Source organism: Erwinia artemisiae, from assembly GCF_051400835.1.
Classification (GTDB): domain Bacteria; phylum Pseudomonadota; class Gammaproteobacteria; order Enterobacterales; family Enterobacteriaceae; genus Erwinia; species Erwinia aeris.
Genome location: NZ_JBLFFM010000005.1, coordinates 87,726 through 103,385, shown reverse-complemented (window position 1 = coordinate 103,385; position 15,660 = coordinate 87,726). Strand labels below are relative to the sequence as shown.

At 61.8% G+C, this 15,660-nt stretch carries 10 protein-coding genes; 7 read left to right on the top strand and 3 right to left on the bottom strand.

What is annotated here, in order from left to right:
- Positions 1-999 carry a family 8 glycosyl hydrolase gene (locus ACMGEE_RS13315; protein ID WP_436830190.1) on the top strand — a complete coding sequence of 333 codons (999 nt, stop codon included), beginning with the start codon at positions 1-3 and terminating at the stop codon, positions 997-999.
- Between the two features lie 243 nt (positions 1,000-1,242).
- The gene (locus ACMGEE_RS13310; RefSeq protein ID WP_436830189.1) at positions 1,243-2,745 is read left to right on the top strand and encodes a T6SS phospholipase effector Tle1-like catalytic domain-containing protein; all 1,503 of its coding nucleotides are present in this window, start codon (positions 1,243-1,245) and stop codon (positions 2,743-2,745) included.
- 32 nt (positions 2,746-2,777) lie between these two features.
- Here the strand turns inward: ACMGEE_RS13310 and bcsG are convergent, their stop codons facing one another.
- The 3 genes from bcsG to bcsE are packed head-to-tail and all read right to left on the bottom strand — an operon-like array spanning position 2,778 to position 6,141.
- The gene (gene bcsG / locus ACMGEE_RS13305; RefSeq protein ID WP_436830188.1) at positions 2,778-4,430 is read right to left on the bottom strand and encodes a cellulose biosynthesis protein BcsG; all 1,653 of its coding nucleotides are present in this window, start codon (positions 4,428-4,430) and stop codon (positions 2,778-2,780) included.
- The gene (bcsF, locus tag ACMGEE_RS13300; protein ID WP_436830187.1) at positions 4,427-4,612 is read right to left on the bottom strand and encodes a cellulose biosynthesis protein BcsF; all 186 of its coding nucleotides are present in this window, start codon (positions 4,610-4,612) and stop codon (positions 4,427-4,429) included. Before bcsF ends, bcsG begins: the two co-directional genes overlap by 4 nt.
- On the bottom strand, positions 4,609-6,141 hold the full coding sequence (gene bcsE / locus ACMGEE_RS13295) for a cellulose biosynthesis protein BcsE (protein ID WP_436830186.1): 1,533 nt from the start codon (positions 6,139-6,141) through the stop codon (positions 4,609-4,611). The genes bcsF and bcsE overlap by 4 nt, the downstream gene beginning before the upstream one ends.
- A 176-nt stretch (positions 6,142-6,317) precedes the next feature.
- On the opposite strand from bcsE, the gene bcsR reads away from it, so the two are divergent.
- The 5 genes from bcsR to bcsC are packed head-to-tail and all read left to right on the top strand — an operon-like array spanning position 6,318 to position 15,632.
- Positions 6,318-6,512 carry a cellulose biosynthesis protein BcsR gene (gene bcsR, locus ACMGEE_RS13290; protein ID WP_369895389.1) on the top strand — a complete coding sequence of 65 codons (195 nt, stop codon included), beginning with the start codon at positions 6,318-6,320 and terminating at the stop codon, positions 6,510-6,512.
- Positions 6,512-7,240 carry a cellulose biosynthesis protein BcsQ gene (gene bcsQ, locus ACMGEE_RS13285; protein WP_253456491.1) on the top strand — a complete coding sequence of 243 codons (729 nt, stop codon included), beginning with the start codon at positions 6,512-6,514 and terminating at the stop codon, positions 7,238-7,240. Before bcsR ends, bcsQ begins: the two co-directional genes overlap by 1 nt.
- Positions 7,237-9,831 carry a UDP-forming cellulose synthase catalytic subunit gene (bcsA, locus tag ACMGEE_RS13280; RefSeq protein ID WP_253456488.1) on the top strand — a complete coding sequence of 865 codons (2,595 nt, stop codon included), beginning with the start codon at positions 7,237-7,239 and terminating at the stop codon, positions 9,829-9,831. Before bcsQ ends, bcsA begins: the two co-directional genes overlap by 4 nt.
- A gap of 21 nt (positions 9,832-9,852) precedes the next feature.
- Positions 9,853-12,165: a cellulose biosynthesis cyclic di-GMP-binding regulatory protein BcsB gene (gene bcsB, locus ACMGEE_RS13275; protein ID WP_436830185.1), complete on the top strand. Its 2,313-nt coding sequence runs from the start codon at positions 9,853-9,855 to the stop codon at positions 12,163-12,165.
- Positions 12,165-15,632, top strand: a complete 3,468-nt coding sequence (gene bcsC, locus ACMGEE_RS13270; protein WP_436830184.1) for a cellulose synthase complex outer membrane protein BcsC — start codon at positions 12,165-12,167, stop codon at positions 15,630-15,632. The genes bcsB and bcsC overlap by 1 nt, the downstream gene beginning before the upstream one ends.
- Positions 15,633-15,660: the final 28 nt, after the last annotated feature.

Sequence of the window (15,660 nt, the reverse complement as noted above, 5' to 3'; positions counted from 1 at the left end):
ATGACTCTGCTCAGGGCGAGCGTATTGATGATTGTAATGGTGCTGGGCTGTATGCAGGCCAGCGCCGCCGACGGCTGGAGCACCTTTAAAAGCCGCTTTTTAACCAGTGAAGGCCGTATTCAGGATACCGGCAACAAAAATATCAGCCACACCGAAGGCCAGGGCTACGGCATGCTGCTGGCGGTGGCCAATAACGATCGCGAAAGCTTCGCTAACCTGTGGAACTGGACGCAAAAGCACCTGAAAAATCCGCAAAATGGGCTGTTCTACTGGAAATACGTGCCTGACGCGGCCGATCCGGTAGCGGATAAGAACAGCGCCTCCGACGGCGATGTGCTGATCGCCTGGGCGTTGCTGCAAGCGGGTCAGAAATGGCAGAACAACGCCTGGCTGCAGGCGTCCGACGCTATTCAGCGCGCCATTGTCGCCAAAGAAGTGATTACCTACGCGGGCCACACCGTGATGCTGCCGGGCGATCGGGGGTTTAATAAAACCAGCTACGTGGTGCTGAATCCTTCTTATTTCCTGTTCCCGGCCTGGCGGGATTTTGCCGCGCGCAGCCATCTTAAGGTGTGGACGAACCTGATCGACAGCGGGATGGATCTGCTGCCGAAAATGCGTTTTGGCGACGCCGCGCTGCCAACCGACTGGGTAGCGCTGAACGCCGACGGCAGCGTCGCGCCCGGCATTGGCTGGCCGCCGCGCTTCTCTTACGATGCTATCCGCGTGCCGCTTTATCTCTACTGGTACGATGCGCAGAGCCTGCAGCTGGTGCCTTTCCAGCATTTCTGGACGGGCTTCGCGCGCGATAAAACGCCTGCGTGGATCGACGTCAGCAACAGTAATAAGGCGCCTTACAATATGGCTGGCGGCCTGCTGGCGGTGCGCGATTTAACCCTGAATCAGACCGGCTACCTCAGCGACCAGCTGACGGAGAGCCAGGATTATTACTCCGCCAGCCTGCAGCTGCTGGCCTGGCTGGCTTATAAGAGCCAGTAATATCCTTTCCGTGACGATTTACCTTCCGCAACGGCCTGTCTGCTGCGGAAGGTCACCCGTCTGCCGTCGTGCGCGTTCTCTTCGGCGATACCGTCCACCTCCTTCCCCGCCTGAAATAATTAACGATTTGAATACCCTACTAATTTTTACCATGTGACCGGCAAAATTGGCGACGGTAAACCCCTTGTATTGATCCGGCTATAGCGGCTTACTGACCGCCCCTGAAACTGACCGGATACCCAGATGAGCCTGCTACTGCGCGCCTCTGCGGACGACCAGAGCGCACAGCAGCAAGCCGTCGTCACTCTTACCCTCGGCATCTTTTTTGACGGCACGGGCAATAACGCGCTGAACGCCCGCAGCAGTCTGGAGACGGGCGGCCCTGCGCCGGAGGACAGCGAAGCGCTGGCGGCCTGGCGGCAGGCCGCAAAGCAGACGCTGGGCTTTCGCGATAGCGCCCTCGGCAGCCATATTGGTCACTACACCAACATCCATCGGCTGCATTCGCTGTACGCTACCGACCTTGCGGGTGGGCAGAGCCAGCAGCGTCTTTATATCGACGGCATCGGCACGGAAGCGGGCGCGGCGGACAGGGCGCTGAATATGGCGTTCGGCACGGGCAGCCGGGGCATCGTGGCGAAAACCAACAAAGCCGTTGCCGCGCTGGTTGAGGCGCTGCGCAATTACGCTATCCGCCAGCCGAACCTGGTTATCAACGAGCTGCAATTCGATCTTTTCGGCTTCAGCCGGGGCGCCGCCGCCGCGCGCCATTTTGCCAACCGCGTGTTTAATGGCGACAGCGCCCTTATTGAAGCGATCGAAAGAGGGCTGGAGGGCGTGGAATATCGCGGTTCGCCAGCCGGGAAAACCCGTTTTCTGGGCCTCTTTGATACGGTAGCCGCCGTGGCGACGCTGGCGAACGGTCTGAACCCTAACAGCGCGGACAGCGGCGACGTCAATCTGGCGCTGCGGCCCGGCGTGGCGGAGAAAGTCTTTCATCTTACCGCGCAGCACGAATGCCGCTTTAACTTCGCGCTGAACAGCGTGCGGCCTGCCTGGCCTGAGGTGGCGCTGCCGGGCGCCCATTCGGATATCGGCGGCGGCTATCACGCTGTCGAACAGGAAAGCTGTTTTCTGACCCGCCCGCAGTTTGAAACCGTGCCGCTCTCTACCCCGGACGAAGAGACCAGGGTCTACCGCGCCGCCAGCAAAGCGCTGGAGGCCCTGCGCGGCTATCCGACGATTGCGCCTTACGTTGATAACGGCGAGGTAGAAATACGCAGCTGGTTTGACGACAGGATGCCCGCCGATCGCTACGGAATGCTGCAAAAACGCAGCGGCGCGGCGGCGGTACTGCGGCGCACCGTGCGCAACGACTGGGCGAAAGTGGCGCTGAGGGTGATGATGGAGGCGGCCCGGGCGGCGGGCGTGGTATTTACCGCTATTGATGAAGCCGACCAGGCGCTGGCGCTACCGGATAAGCTGCTGCCGCTGTGTGACAAAGCGCTGGCGCTGAGCCATGCCGCTCGCCACGGGCGGGAAGCGGTCGGCTTCAGCGAGGAGGAAATCGCTTTACTGGCGGCAGACTATCTGCACTGTTCGGCCAACTGGAACGAGGTGCAAACCGATGCTGACGGCAACATTATTCATGCCGTCAGGCCGGTTGAGCAGGGGGCTTTCGTTAATCGTCCCGATAACCGCTGGCGGCGCACGGTGTACGATCTTAACGGCAAAAAAATGACCTGAGCAAAAAGGGGCATCGGCCGATGCCCCTTCCGCTATTGCGGGTAGGCCACCCAGTCGCCGCCGTTCAGCCGGATCCACGGCTTGCCCTGATACATCATCACCACCGCGTTGTCGTTTTCTGACACCACCTGCGTTTGCGGCAGGTTTTCGGTCAGCACCGACATATTGACGTTGGCGGCGTTGAACACCTGGCCGTCCACCACGCGGGAAACCAGATCGGAGAGCGCCAGCAGGCTGGTGGGCGCCTCCACGGTCATCGGCTGCGCCTGGTGCGGCGCTTTCATCCCGGCAAACTTAATGCCGACGGGCACGTGCGTGATGTGCGGGCTGGGGATATCGCGCAGGCCGGACATCTGCATTTTATCGCCCTCCAGCGCCGCGCCGTGCTCCGGCACGATCATCACCATCACCCGACGCCCCGATTTATCCAGATTGGTCAGGAAGGTATCAAGCTGATCGAACAGCAGCTTAGCGCGCGGCTGCCAGGCGGCGGTTTTGGTGCTGCCCAGCTCGCGGGTGCCGTCGTGCAGCGGGATCAGGTTATAGAAGGTGGCGGTACGGGCGTCCGCGCTCTTCTGCCGCTCATCCAGCCAACGCTGCATCAGTTCGCCGTCGTTAAAGACCGGCGTGCTGTCGAACGAGGTCCAGGACGCGCTGATACCGGCCTGCGACATCAGCGGCGCCTGCAGGTCGCCATCGTTGCGCAGCTCCTGCAAATAGTTACCGAACACGCCGGTATGATCCATCATCAGCTGCTCTTTAAAGCCCAGCTTCGCCAGGTTATCGAACAGATAGCAGCGGCGATCGGTCGGCTTATAAAGATCGCTGTGCGAGGTCTGGCCGCAGCTGGCGCGCAGCAGACGGATCCCCGCCGGGCCGCTGTAGCCGGTGGCGGAGTTATAGTTGTTCAGCACGATATCGAAATGCTTCCACAGCGGATGATCGCGTAGCTGAGCCACTTCCGCATCGGACCACGAGAGCGAGCAGATGTTGACGATCAGAATATCGAACGGCGCTGAATCGGCAGGCAACGTGTCGGGAAAAGGCGTTACGCGCTGTTTTTCGCTGGCGTAAAACTTATTCAGATAGGCGGTCAGGTTGGCGCTGGTCGGCGGCGCCGACTGATCCATCGCGTTGGCGTTGGCCGCGGCTTTGTTCGGCTGCGCCGCGGTATTCAGCGCCACCGGCGGCGTCGCCTCTTTGGTCGGCAACAGCGCGAAGGAAGGCCCGGCCATATTGACCACGTTGATCCACAGCAGCATCAGCGACACCAGCACCGACACGCGCACCCACTGGGAGACAAACAGATAGATCACCAGCATCACGAACCCGGCGCCAATCATCTGCCAGTTAACGAAACGGTTAACCAGATCCAGCAGATAGGCGCCGGAGAAACCGGCCAGCTGGCTGCCTTCGCTGAGAATACTTTGCGGGCCGGGCAGCCAGGTATCGTGCCAGAACAGGCCCAGGCCGATGGGAACGGAGATCCAGTTGCGCCAGCGGTGCAGCCGCTCGTTGGGCAGCGGCAGCAGCAGCCATGCCAGAAATACCAGGTTGGTCAGGGCGTGGAAATTCAGATAACCAAACCACAGCAGCGCGAATTTGATCAGGAAATAGAAATTCCAGCCGCCGAGACCGCGCCAGTGCAGCAGGAGCGTTGGCTTTGGGGTCTTTGGTTGACTCATGTCTTATCCGATTTTGAAGAGTTACGCCGCCAGAGGCCTTCGTACTTCAGCGCGCGAGGCGGCGTGACCCGCAGCATCAGTCCCCGCCATTGCCTGGGCAGCCAGCGGGCGTAAAAGGGTTTCAGTAACAGCAGCAGCAGCACCGCCAGGATCAGGATTTGCACTCCATCCATTAACGTCATGTCGTGGTGTCCTGGCCAAGGGTGATATTGTGCGGCTGACGGCGCGCCTGCGGAGCGGCCACGGCCGACGCCGACGGCGCGGCGACAGGCGCGGGCGCATCCCGCCAGGCGGTCGGCACCTGGCTGGTCAGCTGGCGGACTTCCGACAGGATCTGCAGGTCTTCATGCCAGACCAGCCGGTTGGTAAAAATCTCGTCGTGCGGCAGATGAAAAATAAATTTCAGCGCGGTATTCAAATCGCTGAAGCGGCAGGAGGAGAGAAACAGATAGAGCCGGTCGTCCAGCAGGGTAACCAGATCGCCGTAGCGACGCGGCTTGCACAGCGTCAGCGCCTGCTCCGGCTTCAGCTCCGGCACGGGACGCAGCGCCACCAGCAGCCCTTTGCCGTTTTCCGGCAGTAGCGTATTGTTCACCAGCAGCGTCACCGACTGGCAAAAGTCCGCCAGCGGCAGATAGCCACGCGCCTGCAAAGGCTGCATCGACTTCATCAGCGCGCTGAGATCGCCCGGCACGTGGCGGTTATAGGATTGTCCCTGAATGCCTTCCAGCATGGTCAGAAAGCGCGACATGGTGGCGTTGATCGGCACGATGCTGTTGACGCCGCAGGCCAGCAGCAGCCGCTCGTCGCTGTAGCGCAGCGACGCCCGCATTTCCCGCACCACGATTTTCAACCCGCTGCCGCGTGTGCGGCGCAGGCTATGGATCTGTTCCGCCAGCGCCGGGATCTGGTCGTTGTGCTGTAGGCTGAAAATCACCGTTGCCGCGCTGGCCTGCTGCGCGCGGTTGTGCAGTTCCGCATTGCTGTCAAACAGCGTCCACTGGCTCGACAGCGGCGGCGCGCCTTCCAGTACTGTTTTCTCCGCCAGATAGAGCGCCTCGTCGTTCAGCGTCAGCGGCGTGCTTTGCTCTGCCTCCAACAGCCTGAACTGGTCCAGATTCAGATCCAGACGTAATGCGCGATCGGCCAGCATTCCGCCGCTGTTGGCCCACCAGTTGATGCGGTAATCCCAGCAGTCCTGCTGCCAGTCCAGCTGCGCCAGGCCATCGACATGACGATAAAGACCTTGCAGCCGGGTGCGCAGCGCGTTGATTACTGAACCAAAGCTAATGATTAGCAGCGTGATGGGTTTAGCATTAAGAAAGTGTTGTATCTTTTTTGTCCACAGCCGCAGCTCGTCCTGAGTTAACTTTTCCCACAGGGAAGCGGGGGCAAAAAACAGGACCAGACGAGGTTTTTCTGACAACACGCGAGCCAGATCGTCGGTAAAAGCGTGCAGCGCCCGACGGGTCTCCGGCAGAGAGAAAAGCGGGATGGCCGCAGGCCCGCCGACGGGCGCGGGCGAAAGCAGCGTATCCGGCGCCAGGCCTGACGCTATCAGCGTAACGGTATGCTGCGCGGCGATACACTGACGGGCCAGACAACGGGCGTCTTCCTGACGGTTGGCCGTCAGCCAGTAACATCCCGACGGCTGCATCAGCATCAACTCATCTCTGACCTGTTCAAATCCTAACGTAAATGGAGGTGTCATAAGATATTTCGCAACCCGGCTTGTTCTACGGCTAGAGTGTAGTCCAGTTAAAAAATGAAGTAGCATCATTGTATTCTGGCTAATATACATTACAACTTATAGCAAACCGACCTGCACCCGACCTAAGAATTTTCTTGCTCGGGGGGAATTTTTTGCTGCCTTCTGGGGCTATCTCTATGAGTCAACAGTCTGACAAAACGCGGCCGCTGGCGCGTGGAACCCAGGACGATATTGCGCAACTGGAACGCGCTTTTTCGCTACAGAACTGGCGCTATATCGATATCGATCGCCAGGAAAGGCTGGCCGGGATCCTGGACCGCTGGCCGCTGCTGGCCGAGCTGGCCGATCCTACGTCGTCCGGAGAGCAGTAATGGCGGTGATTGCGCTACAGAGCGTCAGAGGCGGCGCCGGGGCGACCTCGTTGACCGCTGCTTTTGCCTGGGCGCTCAATCAGCTGGGCGAACAGGTCATTACCGTCGATTTATCGGCCGATAATCTGCTGCGGATGCACTTTAATATGCCGGTGGGGCAGTCGCGCGGCTGGCTGCGGGCGGCCATGGACGGGCAGCCGTGGCAGCAGAGCGCGCTGCGCTACGCGCCGGGGCTGGATTTTGTGCCTGCGGGGCGGCTTAACGACGATGAACGGATGGATTTTATTCGCCATCCGGAAAAATACGCCCACGCCTGGCTGACGCAAATCGACGCGTTAAGAAAGCTCTACCCCTGGATCCTGCTCGACGTGCCCTCTGGCGATACGCCCTGGACGCGAGCCATGGTGGCGCTGGCCGACCATATCCTTAGCGTGGTGACGCCGGACGCTAACTGTCATATTCGTTTGTTTCAGCAAACTTTCCCCACCAACACGCTGTTTCTGCTCAATCAGTTTTCCCCGGTCAGCAAGGCGCAGCAGGATCTGCATCAGCTTTGGGTCAACAGCCTGAACAACTTTATTCCTTTAACCCTGCATCGTGATGAAGCGGTGGCGGAAGCGCTGATGAGCAAGCAGCCGCTGGGCGAATACCGGCCACACAGCCTGGCAGCGGAAGGCATGATGACCTTCGCCAGCTGGGCGCTGATTAATCTGCAGGCGCGCGCATGAGGTCGCTGCACTGGCTATTGATGCCCGCCGCAACGGCGGCGCTGCACGAACGCTATGCGGGCTATCGCCAACACGGCGCGTCGGCGGCAACCGCCGCGCTCCAGTGCTTCTGGGTCACGCTCGGCTGGGCCTTCCTCCGTTTTGAAACGCCAGCCTGGCAGCGGGTTCAGGCGCAGCGTCGCCGCCTTTATCCGCATATTTCGCCGGAAAGGCCGCATCCTGCGGATATTTTACGCTATCTGCTGCAAACGCTGTGGCTGCTGCTGGTGGTTCCTTTTAACGGCGTCTCGCTCAGCGAGCGTGCAGGCCGCTATACCCTGAGAACGCCGCGCCAGCGCTTCTATAACTGGCTGGACAAGCTGCCGGAAAAAGCGGCCGCGCGCGACATGGAAAAGCGGGTTGAACGCCAGCTGCGTCGCGTGCCGCCAACGCTGCGTAAAGCGCTGTTCGGCGTGGCGATTGCGATCGCTACGGCGCTGGCGCTGCTTTGCATCTCGCAGCCGTTCGATCTCTTTACGCAGTTTATCTTTGTCGCGCTGCTGTGGGGCGTGGCGATGGTGGTACGGCGCATCCCTGGCCGCCTGTCGACCATGATGCTGATCGTGCTGTCGCTGACGATTTCCTGCCGCTATCTGTGGTGGCGCTACACCTCGACGCTGAACTGGGACGATCCGCTGAGCCTGACTTTCGGCGTGCTGCTGATCGCGGCGGAAACCTATGCCTGGGTGGTGCTGATCCTCGGCTATTTTCAGACCCTGTGGCCGCTTAATCGTCCGCCGGTGTCCATGCCGGAAGATATCAGCAGCTGGCCGACGGTGGATCTGCTGGTGCCGACCTATAACGAGCCGCTGAGCGTGGTGAAGCCCACGCTGTACGCCGCGCTGGGTATCGACTGGCCTAAAGACAAGCTCAATATTTACGTGCTGGATGACGGCAATCGCGAGGAGTTCCGCGCCTTTGCGGAGAAAATCGGCGTGCACTACGTGGCGCGTCCAACGCATGAACATGCCAAAGCGGGCAATATCAACCACGCACTGCGTACCCATTGCCGCAGCGAGTTCGTGTCGATTTTTGATTGCGACCACGTGCCAACGCGCTCGTTCCTGCAAATGACGCTGGGCTGGTTTGTGAAAGACCCCAAACTGGCGATGCTGCAAACACCGCACCACTTTTTCTCGCCCGATCCTTTTGAACGCAATCTGGGCCGCTTCCGCCGGACGCCGAACGAAGGCACGCTGTTCTACGGGCTGGTGCAGGACGGCAACGACGTGTGGGACGCTGCGTTTTTCTGCGGTTCCTGCGCGGTGATCCGACGTACCGCGCTGGATGAAATCGGCGGTATCGCGGTGGATACCGTGACCGAGGATGCGCATACCTCGCTGCGCCTGCACCGCAAAGGCTACACCTCCGCCTATATTCGTATTCCGCAGGCGGCCGGGCTGGCGACAGAAAGCCTGTCTGCCCATATCGGGCAGCGCATCCGCTGGGCGCGCGGCATGGTGCAGATTTTCCGACTGGATAATCCGCTGACGGGCAAAGGGCTGAAGCTGGTGCAGCGGCTCTGCTACGCCAACGCCATGCTGCACTTCCTTTCCGGCATTCCCCGGCTGATCTTCCTGCTCGCGCCGCTGGCTTTTCTGCTTTTTCACGCCTACATCATTTTTGCCCCCGCGCTGGCTATCGCCATTTTCGTGCTGCCGCATATGCTGCACACCAGCCTGACCAACTCGCGTATTCAGGGCCGCTGGCGACACTCGTTCTGGAGCGAGGTCTACGAAACGGTGCTGGCCTGGTATATCGCGCGGCCGACCACGGTGGCGCTGTTCAATCCGCATAAGGGCAAATTCAACGTGACGGCCAAGGGCGGCCTGGTGGAAGAGCAGCATCTCGACTGGGTGATCACCCGGCCCTATATGCTGCTGGTGCTGATTAACGTCGCCGGTCTGATAGCTGCCGTCTGGCGGCTGAACTATGGCCCGCCCACGGAAATCCTGACGGTGCTCGTCAGCGTGGTCTGGGTGATTTACAACATGATTATCCTGGGCGGCGCGGTGGCGGTTTCCGTCGAGGCGCGCCAGCTGCGTGAAGCGCACAGGGTAGAGATCGCCATGCCGGCGGCGCTGGCTCGTGAAGATGGCCATATGCTGCCGTGCACGCTGCGCGACTACTCCGACGGCGGCGTCGGCCTGGAGCTGCGCGAGGAAAACCAGCTGAAGGAACATGAAAAGGTCTGGCTGCTGCTGCGGCGAGGCCAGCAGGAATTCAGTTTTCCCTGTGTGGTGCAGCGTACCTTTGGCCGCCGTGCCGGGATCCGCCTGCATGAGCTGACTACCGGACAGCACGTGGAATTTATCCAGTGCACCTTCGCCCGCGCCGATACCTGGGCGCTGTGGCAGGACAGTTTTCCTGAAGACAAACCGATGCAGAGCTTCGCTGACATTATGGTGCTGGGCTTTAAAGGCTATCTGCGCCTGGCGGAGTACGGCCCGCAGCCGCTGCGCGGGCTGTTTGCCGGGCTGACGCGTCTGACCAGCTGGCTGGCTTCCTTTTTCCCGAGGGGCCCAGGGCGACCCGATCCCACGATCCACTGACGCAAAGTTGATGATGAAACGATGACGAGAAAACTACGCTGGTTCACTGCTGTTCTGATGGGCGTTATGCCGCTGACCTGGGCGGCGCCCGACTCTGCGCCGCTGCCGATGACCGCTACGGACGCGCCTGCCGCGGCCGAGCCTGCCGCGCCGGTCGCTGTCGATCCCGCCGCGCCGGTACGCGACGTGACGCGCACTTTTGCCCAGATCGCGCCGCCGCCGGGCGTTTTCACGCTGACCGGCACCCGAACCCAGGGGCAGATTGAATTCGGCGTGCGCAGCGACGAGCTGGTGACCAAAGCGCTGCTGACGCTCAGCTATCGCCCTTCGCCTGCGCTGCTGCCTGTGGTTTCGCATCTTAAGGTCTATCTGAACGATGAAATGGTCGGACTGGTGCCGATCGCGCAGGATCAGGCAGGCAAAACCAGCCAGATCCAGCTGCCGCTGGATCCGCGTTTTATCAGCGACTTTAACCGCGTCCGGCTGGAGCTGGTCGGCCACTACGCCAATATGTGCGAAAACCCCGCTAACAGCGCCGTCTGGCTGGATATCGGCAAGGAAAGCTCGCTGGCGCTGACGCTGCAAAAGCTGCCGCTGCAGGACGATCTCTCGCATTTCCCGGAGCCGTTTTTTGATTCGCGCGATAACCGTCCGCTGATCCTGCCGATGGTCTTTGCCGGCGCGCCGGGCCTGGGGCAGCAAAAAGCCGCCGCCGTGCTGGCTTCCTGGTTCGGCACCAAAGCGGACTGGCGCGGGCAGTCGTTTCCGGTGCTCTATAACCAGCTGCCGGAGCAGCAGCACGCGGTGGTGTTTGCCACCAACGACCAGCGGCCGGACTTTTTAAAAACGCTGCCGCCGGTGGATAAGCCGACCATCGCCATCGTCAATCAGCCGCAAAATCCCTGGGAGAAAATGCTGCTGGTGATGGGACGCGACGATAACGATCTGCTGAAGGCGGTGCAGGGGATTGCGCAGGGCGAGGTGCTGCTGCGCGGGCAAAGCGCAACGGTGGACGAGGTGAAAGAGCTGATGCCCCGCAAGCCGTATGACGCGCCGAACTGGGTGCGCACCGACAGGCCGACCACCTTTGGCGAGCTGCAGCAGTATGCCAACCAGCTACAGAGCGACGGCCTACAGCCGAACCCCATTGCGCTGACGCTGAAACTGCCGCCGGATCTCTTCCTGGTGCGCGCGCGCGGCATCGATATGAATATCACCTATCGCTACACCACGCCGATGCAGGAAGACGGCTCCCGGCTGGCGGTTAACCTGAACAACCAGTTCGTGCAGGATTATCCGCTGTCGGGCAAGCACGACCACGGCAGACAGCTGCTGCGCATCCCGCTGGTGCAGGGGCTGACCGACAGCAGCACCCAGCTGACTATTCCGGCGCTGCGCCTGGGCGTGGTAAACCAGCTGCGCTTTGACTTCGATTACGCCAGCCTCTTTTACGGCGGCACCTATAACAGCGCCACGAAAGAGAGCCGCTGCGCCACCGTTACCCCGGTGTCCAACCATGTGGTGATTGATGATAACTCCACTATCGATTTCTCCGGCTACCGCCACTATATACAGATGCCGTCGCTGCGCGCCTTCGCCAACGCGGGTTTCCCTTTCAGCCGCAACGCCGACCTGGCGCAAACGCTGGTGCTGGTTAACGCGCGGCCAGAGGCGGACAAGGTCAGTGCGCTGCTGAACGCGCTGGGCAATATTGCTGCGCAGACCGGCTATCCGGCGCTGAAAGTGAAAATGACCGACGACTGGAGCAAGGCGCAAGAGCAGGATGACGATCTGCTGATGATTGGCGAAATCCCGCAGACGTTGAAGGACGACAGCAAAATCAACCTGCTGGTGGACGCGGCGAAAAGCTGGGTCAACAAGCCTAATCGCCAGAACGACTTTTCCACGCGGCCTCTGTCGACTGACGACATGTACGCGGAAAGCCAGACCACCATCAGCTCCAGCGGGCCGATGGCGGCGATCGTCAGCTTTAAATCGCCTTTCCACGACCAGCGAAGCGTGGTGGCGCTGCTGGCGGACAGTCCTCGCGCCTGGCAGCTGCTGAACGGCGCGCTGATCGACAGCGATAAACGCGCGGCGATTTTCGGTTCGGCTTCGGTGATCCGGGAATCCGGCGTGAACAGCCTGCGCGTGGGCGACATCTGGTATGTCGGCCATCTGCCGTGGTGGGAGCGCGTCTGGAACGCGCTGGCCACGCACCCGATTATGCTGGCCGCGTTTGCCGCCGTGGTGGTGATCCTGTTCGCGCTGCTGCTGTGGCGTTTAATGCGCAGCATCAGCCGCCGTCGCTTAGGCGATGAGGACGATCTGTAATGAACCCGAACTGGCTGGCACCCGCGCTGCTGCTGCCGCTGAGCGGCATGGCGGCCGAGACGGCGCAAGTTTCGCCCGTTGACTGGCTGCTACAGCAGGTGCGCGTCGGCGAAGCGACCAACAAGTTCGATCTGGTCAGCCAGTCGCTTTATCGGCTGGAAAAGATTGCGCCGGACAATCCGCAGGTGCTGGCGGCGCAGATCCGTCAGGATCTGCGCTCGGGCCAGCAGGATCGGGCGCGGGAAAGGCTGACGCGACTGAAAACAATCGCCCCCGACGCGGTAGCCACTCGCCAGGCCGAAGCGAGCCTGCTGCTGGTTGCCGAAGAAGGACGGCAGCAGCTGCAGCAGGCCAGACTGCTGGCGGCTTCCGGCCATCTTCCCGAGGCGCGAGCGGCCTGGGACAAGCTGTTCCACGGCGTGTTTCCTTCCAGCGATCTCGCGCTGGAATACTGGCGGCTGGTGGCTCGCCTGCCCGAGCAGCAGCCGCTGGCCTTAACGCAGCTGGAGGCGCTGGATCGGGACGCGCCGGGCAACGTCAATGTCAAAATGGCGATTGCGCAGATGCAGCTTAGCCAGGGCAACCGCGCGGCCGCGATTAAGCAGCTACAGGAGGTCGCCAACGAACCGGCGGGAAGGACGCAGGCCGCCGAGCTGTGGCTGAACGATATCAGGTCGCAGCCGGTTACCTCGCAGACCGTGGCGCAGCTGCAAACCTATCTGCGCACCTTTACCAGCGATAAACCGCAGACGGACGGCCAGCTTGAGCTGGCGCGGCAGGAGCAAATGCTGGCGGATCCCGCCTATCAACAGCGGCTGCGCGGACTGGCCCTGATCGATAAAGGCGAGAGCACGGCGGCGGTCCCGGCGCTGCGGGCGGCGCTACAGGCCAGCCCCAACGATCCCGATCTGCTGGGCGCGATGGGGCAGGCGCTGTCGCGCGCTAACAAACGTGAAGAAGCGGACGGCTATTTCCAGCGCGCCGTGGCGGCAGATGCGCAGGGCACGGACATCGGTAAATGGCAAAGCCTGCTGCAATCCAACCGTTACTGGCTGGCGATTGCCGCAGGCGACAAAGCGCTGGCGGCAGGCGACGTTCGCGGCGCGACGCGGAGCTATCAGCAGGCGCAAGCTCTGGACAACACCGACGGCTACGCGCTGATCGGCCTGGGCGACGTGGCAGTGGCGCAGAAAAATGCTGCCGCCGCCGAGGCGCTTTTCCGCCGCGCGCGCCAGCTTGATCCGGACAACGCCACGGCGACGCAGCGGCTGGTCACGCTCTATCAACAGCAGTCGCCGGAAAAGGCGCTGGCCTTTATCAACGGGCTGCCTGCGGCGCAGAAGCGCTCGCTTGGCGCGACCCTCGCCAGCCTGCGCAGCAGCACGCTGAGTGCGGAAGGCGATAAACAGGCGGCGGCCGGACGCTGGGCAGAGGCGGCGGAACAGTATCGCCAGGCGCAGCAGGGCGCACCGGATGATATCTGGCTGAATTATCGGCTGGCGGGCGCGCTGCGTCAGGCGGGCCAGCCCCAGGCGGCGGATCGGCAGATGGCGGCAATGGCGCAGCGCCAACCCGGCGTGCCGACGCAGGCCTATGCTTACGCGCTCTATCTTTCCGGCAGCGATCGCGCAGAGGAGGCGATGCGGCAGCTTCAGGCTTTGCCCGCCGCAAAATGGGACGCGAACATTAAGGCGCTGAACGATCGGCTGGAAACGGACAGGGTTATTGCCCGCGCCGAAGAGCTGCGCGCCAACGGCCAGGAAAGCCAGGCCGTTGCCCTGCTGGGCCAGCTGCCGCCTTCCAGCCGCATTGCGCTGACCGAGGCGGACTGGGCGCTGGCGCGCGGCGATGCGCAGCAGGCGCTGACGCGCTATCGCGACGTCGGCGAGAAAGAGCCGCAGAATAACGACGCGCGGCTGGGCGAAATCGAAGCGCTGGTGGCGTTAGGGGATCTGCCCGCCGCCAAACAGCAGTTGCAGGCTTTACCGTCGGCCGTAGCGGAAGCCAGCGTCAATACCGGACGGCGGGTGGCGAACGCGGCGCAAAGCGTCGGCGATACCGCCCGCGCCGCCACGCTGTATGGCCTGCTCAAGCCAAAGGCGGCGCAGGAGATGCCTTCGCAAAGCAGCGCGCTGGTGTTTCGCGATGCGGCAAGGCTGGAAGCGGCGCAGAACGATCCTGCCGCCGCGCAGTATGATTATCGTCAGGCGATGGTCGCCAGCGGCATCGCTACGACGGCGCCGCAAAGCACCGAAGACTATACGCGGCTGACGCGCAATAACGAGCAGGATGACTGGCTGAAGCGCGGCATCCGCAGCGAAGCGGCCGATCTGGCGCGCCAGCAGGACACCACGCTGACGCTGGCGGAGGATTACGCCAGAAATAAAGGCACCGGCGGTGTTTCCGATTTCACCGCGCACACTACTATGGCGCAGGCGGAAACGCCGTTCGGCCAGGGCAAAGGCTGGCTGCGGCTGGATAACGTGGATATTTCAGCGGGCACCTTCTCGCCCAACAGCCTCGGCAATATTGATGAAAATTTCGGCACCTGCGCCAATGCTGACGCAACCTGCAACCGGGATTTCCGCCAGCATCAGAACGGCACCAGCGTTGGCGTCGGCTACAACAGCGACAAATGGTCGGCGGATATCGGCACCACGCCGCTGGGCTTTGAGGTAACCAACTGGGTTGGCGGCTTCACCTGGAACACCAGCCTGAGCGATCTTGGCGTGTCGCTCACCGCCTCCCGCCGTCCCATTTCCAGCTCGCTGCTGGCCTACGCGGGCGCGCGCGATCCCAATACCGCCAGCGGCAAAACCTGGGGCGGCGTGGTCGCCACCGGCGGCGCGGTGGGCCTGAGCTACGACAAAGGCGGCGCGCACGGCGTCTGGGCCGATATCAGCGCCCATCAGATCACCGGTGAAAACGTCAAGGACAACGCCCGTGAACGGCTGATGGTCGGCTACTACTATAAGCTGCTCAACGAAGACAACCGACGGGCAACTATTGGCCTGAACGGCATGTTATGGCACTACACCCGCGACTTAAGCGACTATTCGCTCGGCCAGGGCGGCTACTACAGCCCGCAAACCTATAACTCGCTGTCGGTGCCGCTCAATTACCGTCAGCGCACGGAAAACTGGTCGTTCGACGTGGGCGGTTCGGTTTCCTGGTCCCACTCCCGCACCCACGCGCAGTCGCGCTATCCGTTAAGTTTCGGCGCGCTGACCAGCGATAATCCGCAGGGCACCAGCAGCAGTAGCAGCGGCTTTGGCTATACGCTGCAGGCGGCGGTAGAGCGTCGGTTAAGCGCGCACTGGACGCTGGGCCTGGGAATGGATATTCAGCAGGCGGAGGACTATACGCCCAGCCACGGCATGATTTATCTGCGCTATTCCATGGCGGGTTGGGAAGGCGATCTCGATATGCCGTCGCAGCCGCTGACGCCTTATGCGGACTTTAAATAGCGATCTGTGTTGTCCGAGCGCCGATTTC

What these genes read in the sequence shown, in the direction of transcription:
- ACMGEE_RS13315 (WP_436830190.1), top strand. Translation starts at nt 1, where the DNA reads ATGACTCTGCTCAGGGCGAGCGTATTGATGATTGTAATGGTGCTGGGC.
- ACMGEE_RS13310 (WP_436830189.1), top strand. Translation starts at nt 1,243, where the DNA reads ATGAGCCTGCTACTGCGCGCCTCTGCGGACGACCAGAGCGCACAGCAG.
- bcsG (WP_436830188.1), bottom strand. Translation starts at nt 4,430, where the DNA reads ATGAGTCAACCAAAGACCCCAAAGCCAACGCTCCTGCTGCACTGGCGC.
- bcsF (WP_436830187.1), bottom strand. Translation starts at nt 4,612, where the DNA reads ATGACGTTAATGGATGGAGTGCAAATCCTGATCCTGGCGGTGCTGCTG.
- bcsE (WP_436830186.1), bottom strand. Translation starts at nt 6,141, where the DNA reads ATGACACCTCCATTTACGTTAGGATTTGAACAGGTCAGAGATGAGTTG.
- bcsR (WP_369895389.1), top strand. Translation starts at nt 6,318, where the DNA reads ATGAGTCAACAGTCTGACAAAACGCGGCCGCTGGCGCGTGGAACCCAG.
- bcsQ (WP_253456491.1), top strand. Translation starts at nt 6,512, where the DNA reads ATGGCGGTGATTGCGCTACAGAGCGTCAGAGGCGGCGCCGGGGCGACC.
- bcsA (WP_253456488.1), top strand. Translation starts at nt 7,237, where the DNA reads ATGAGGTCGCTGCACTGGCTATTGATGCCCGCCGCAACGGCGGCGCTG.
- bcsB (WP_436830185.1), top strand. Translation starts at nt 9,853, where the DNA reads ATGACGAGAAAACTACGCTGGTTCACTGCTGTTCTGATGGGCGTTATG.
- bcsC (WP_436830184.1), top strand. Translation starts at nt 12,165, where the DNA reads ATGAACCCGAACTGGCTGGCACCCGCGCTGCTGCTGCCGCTGAGCGGC.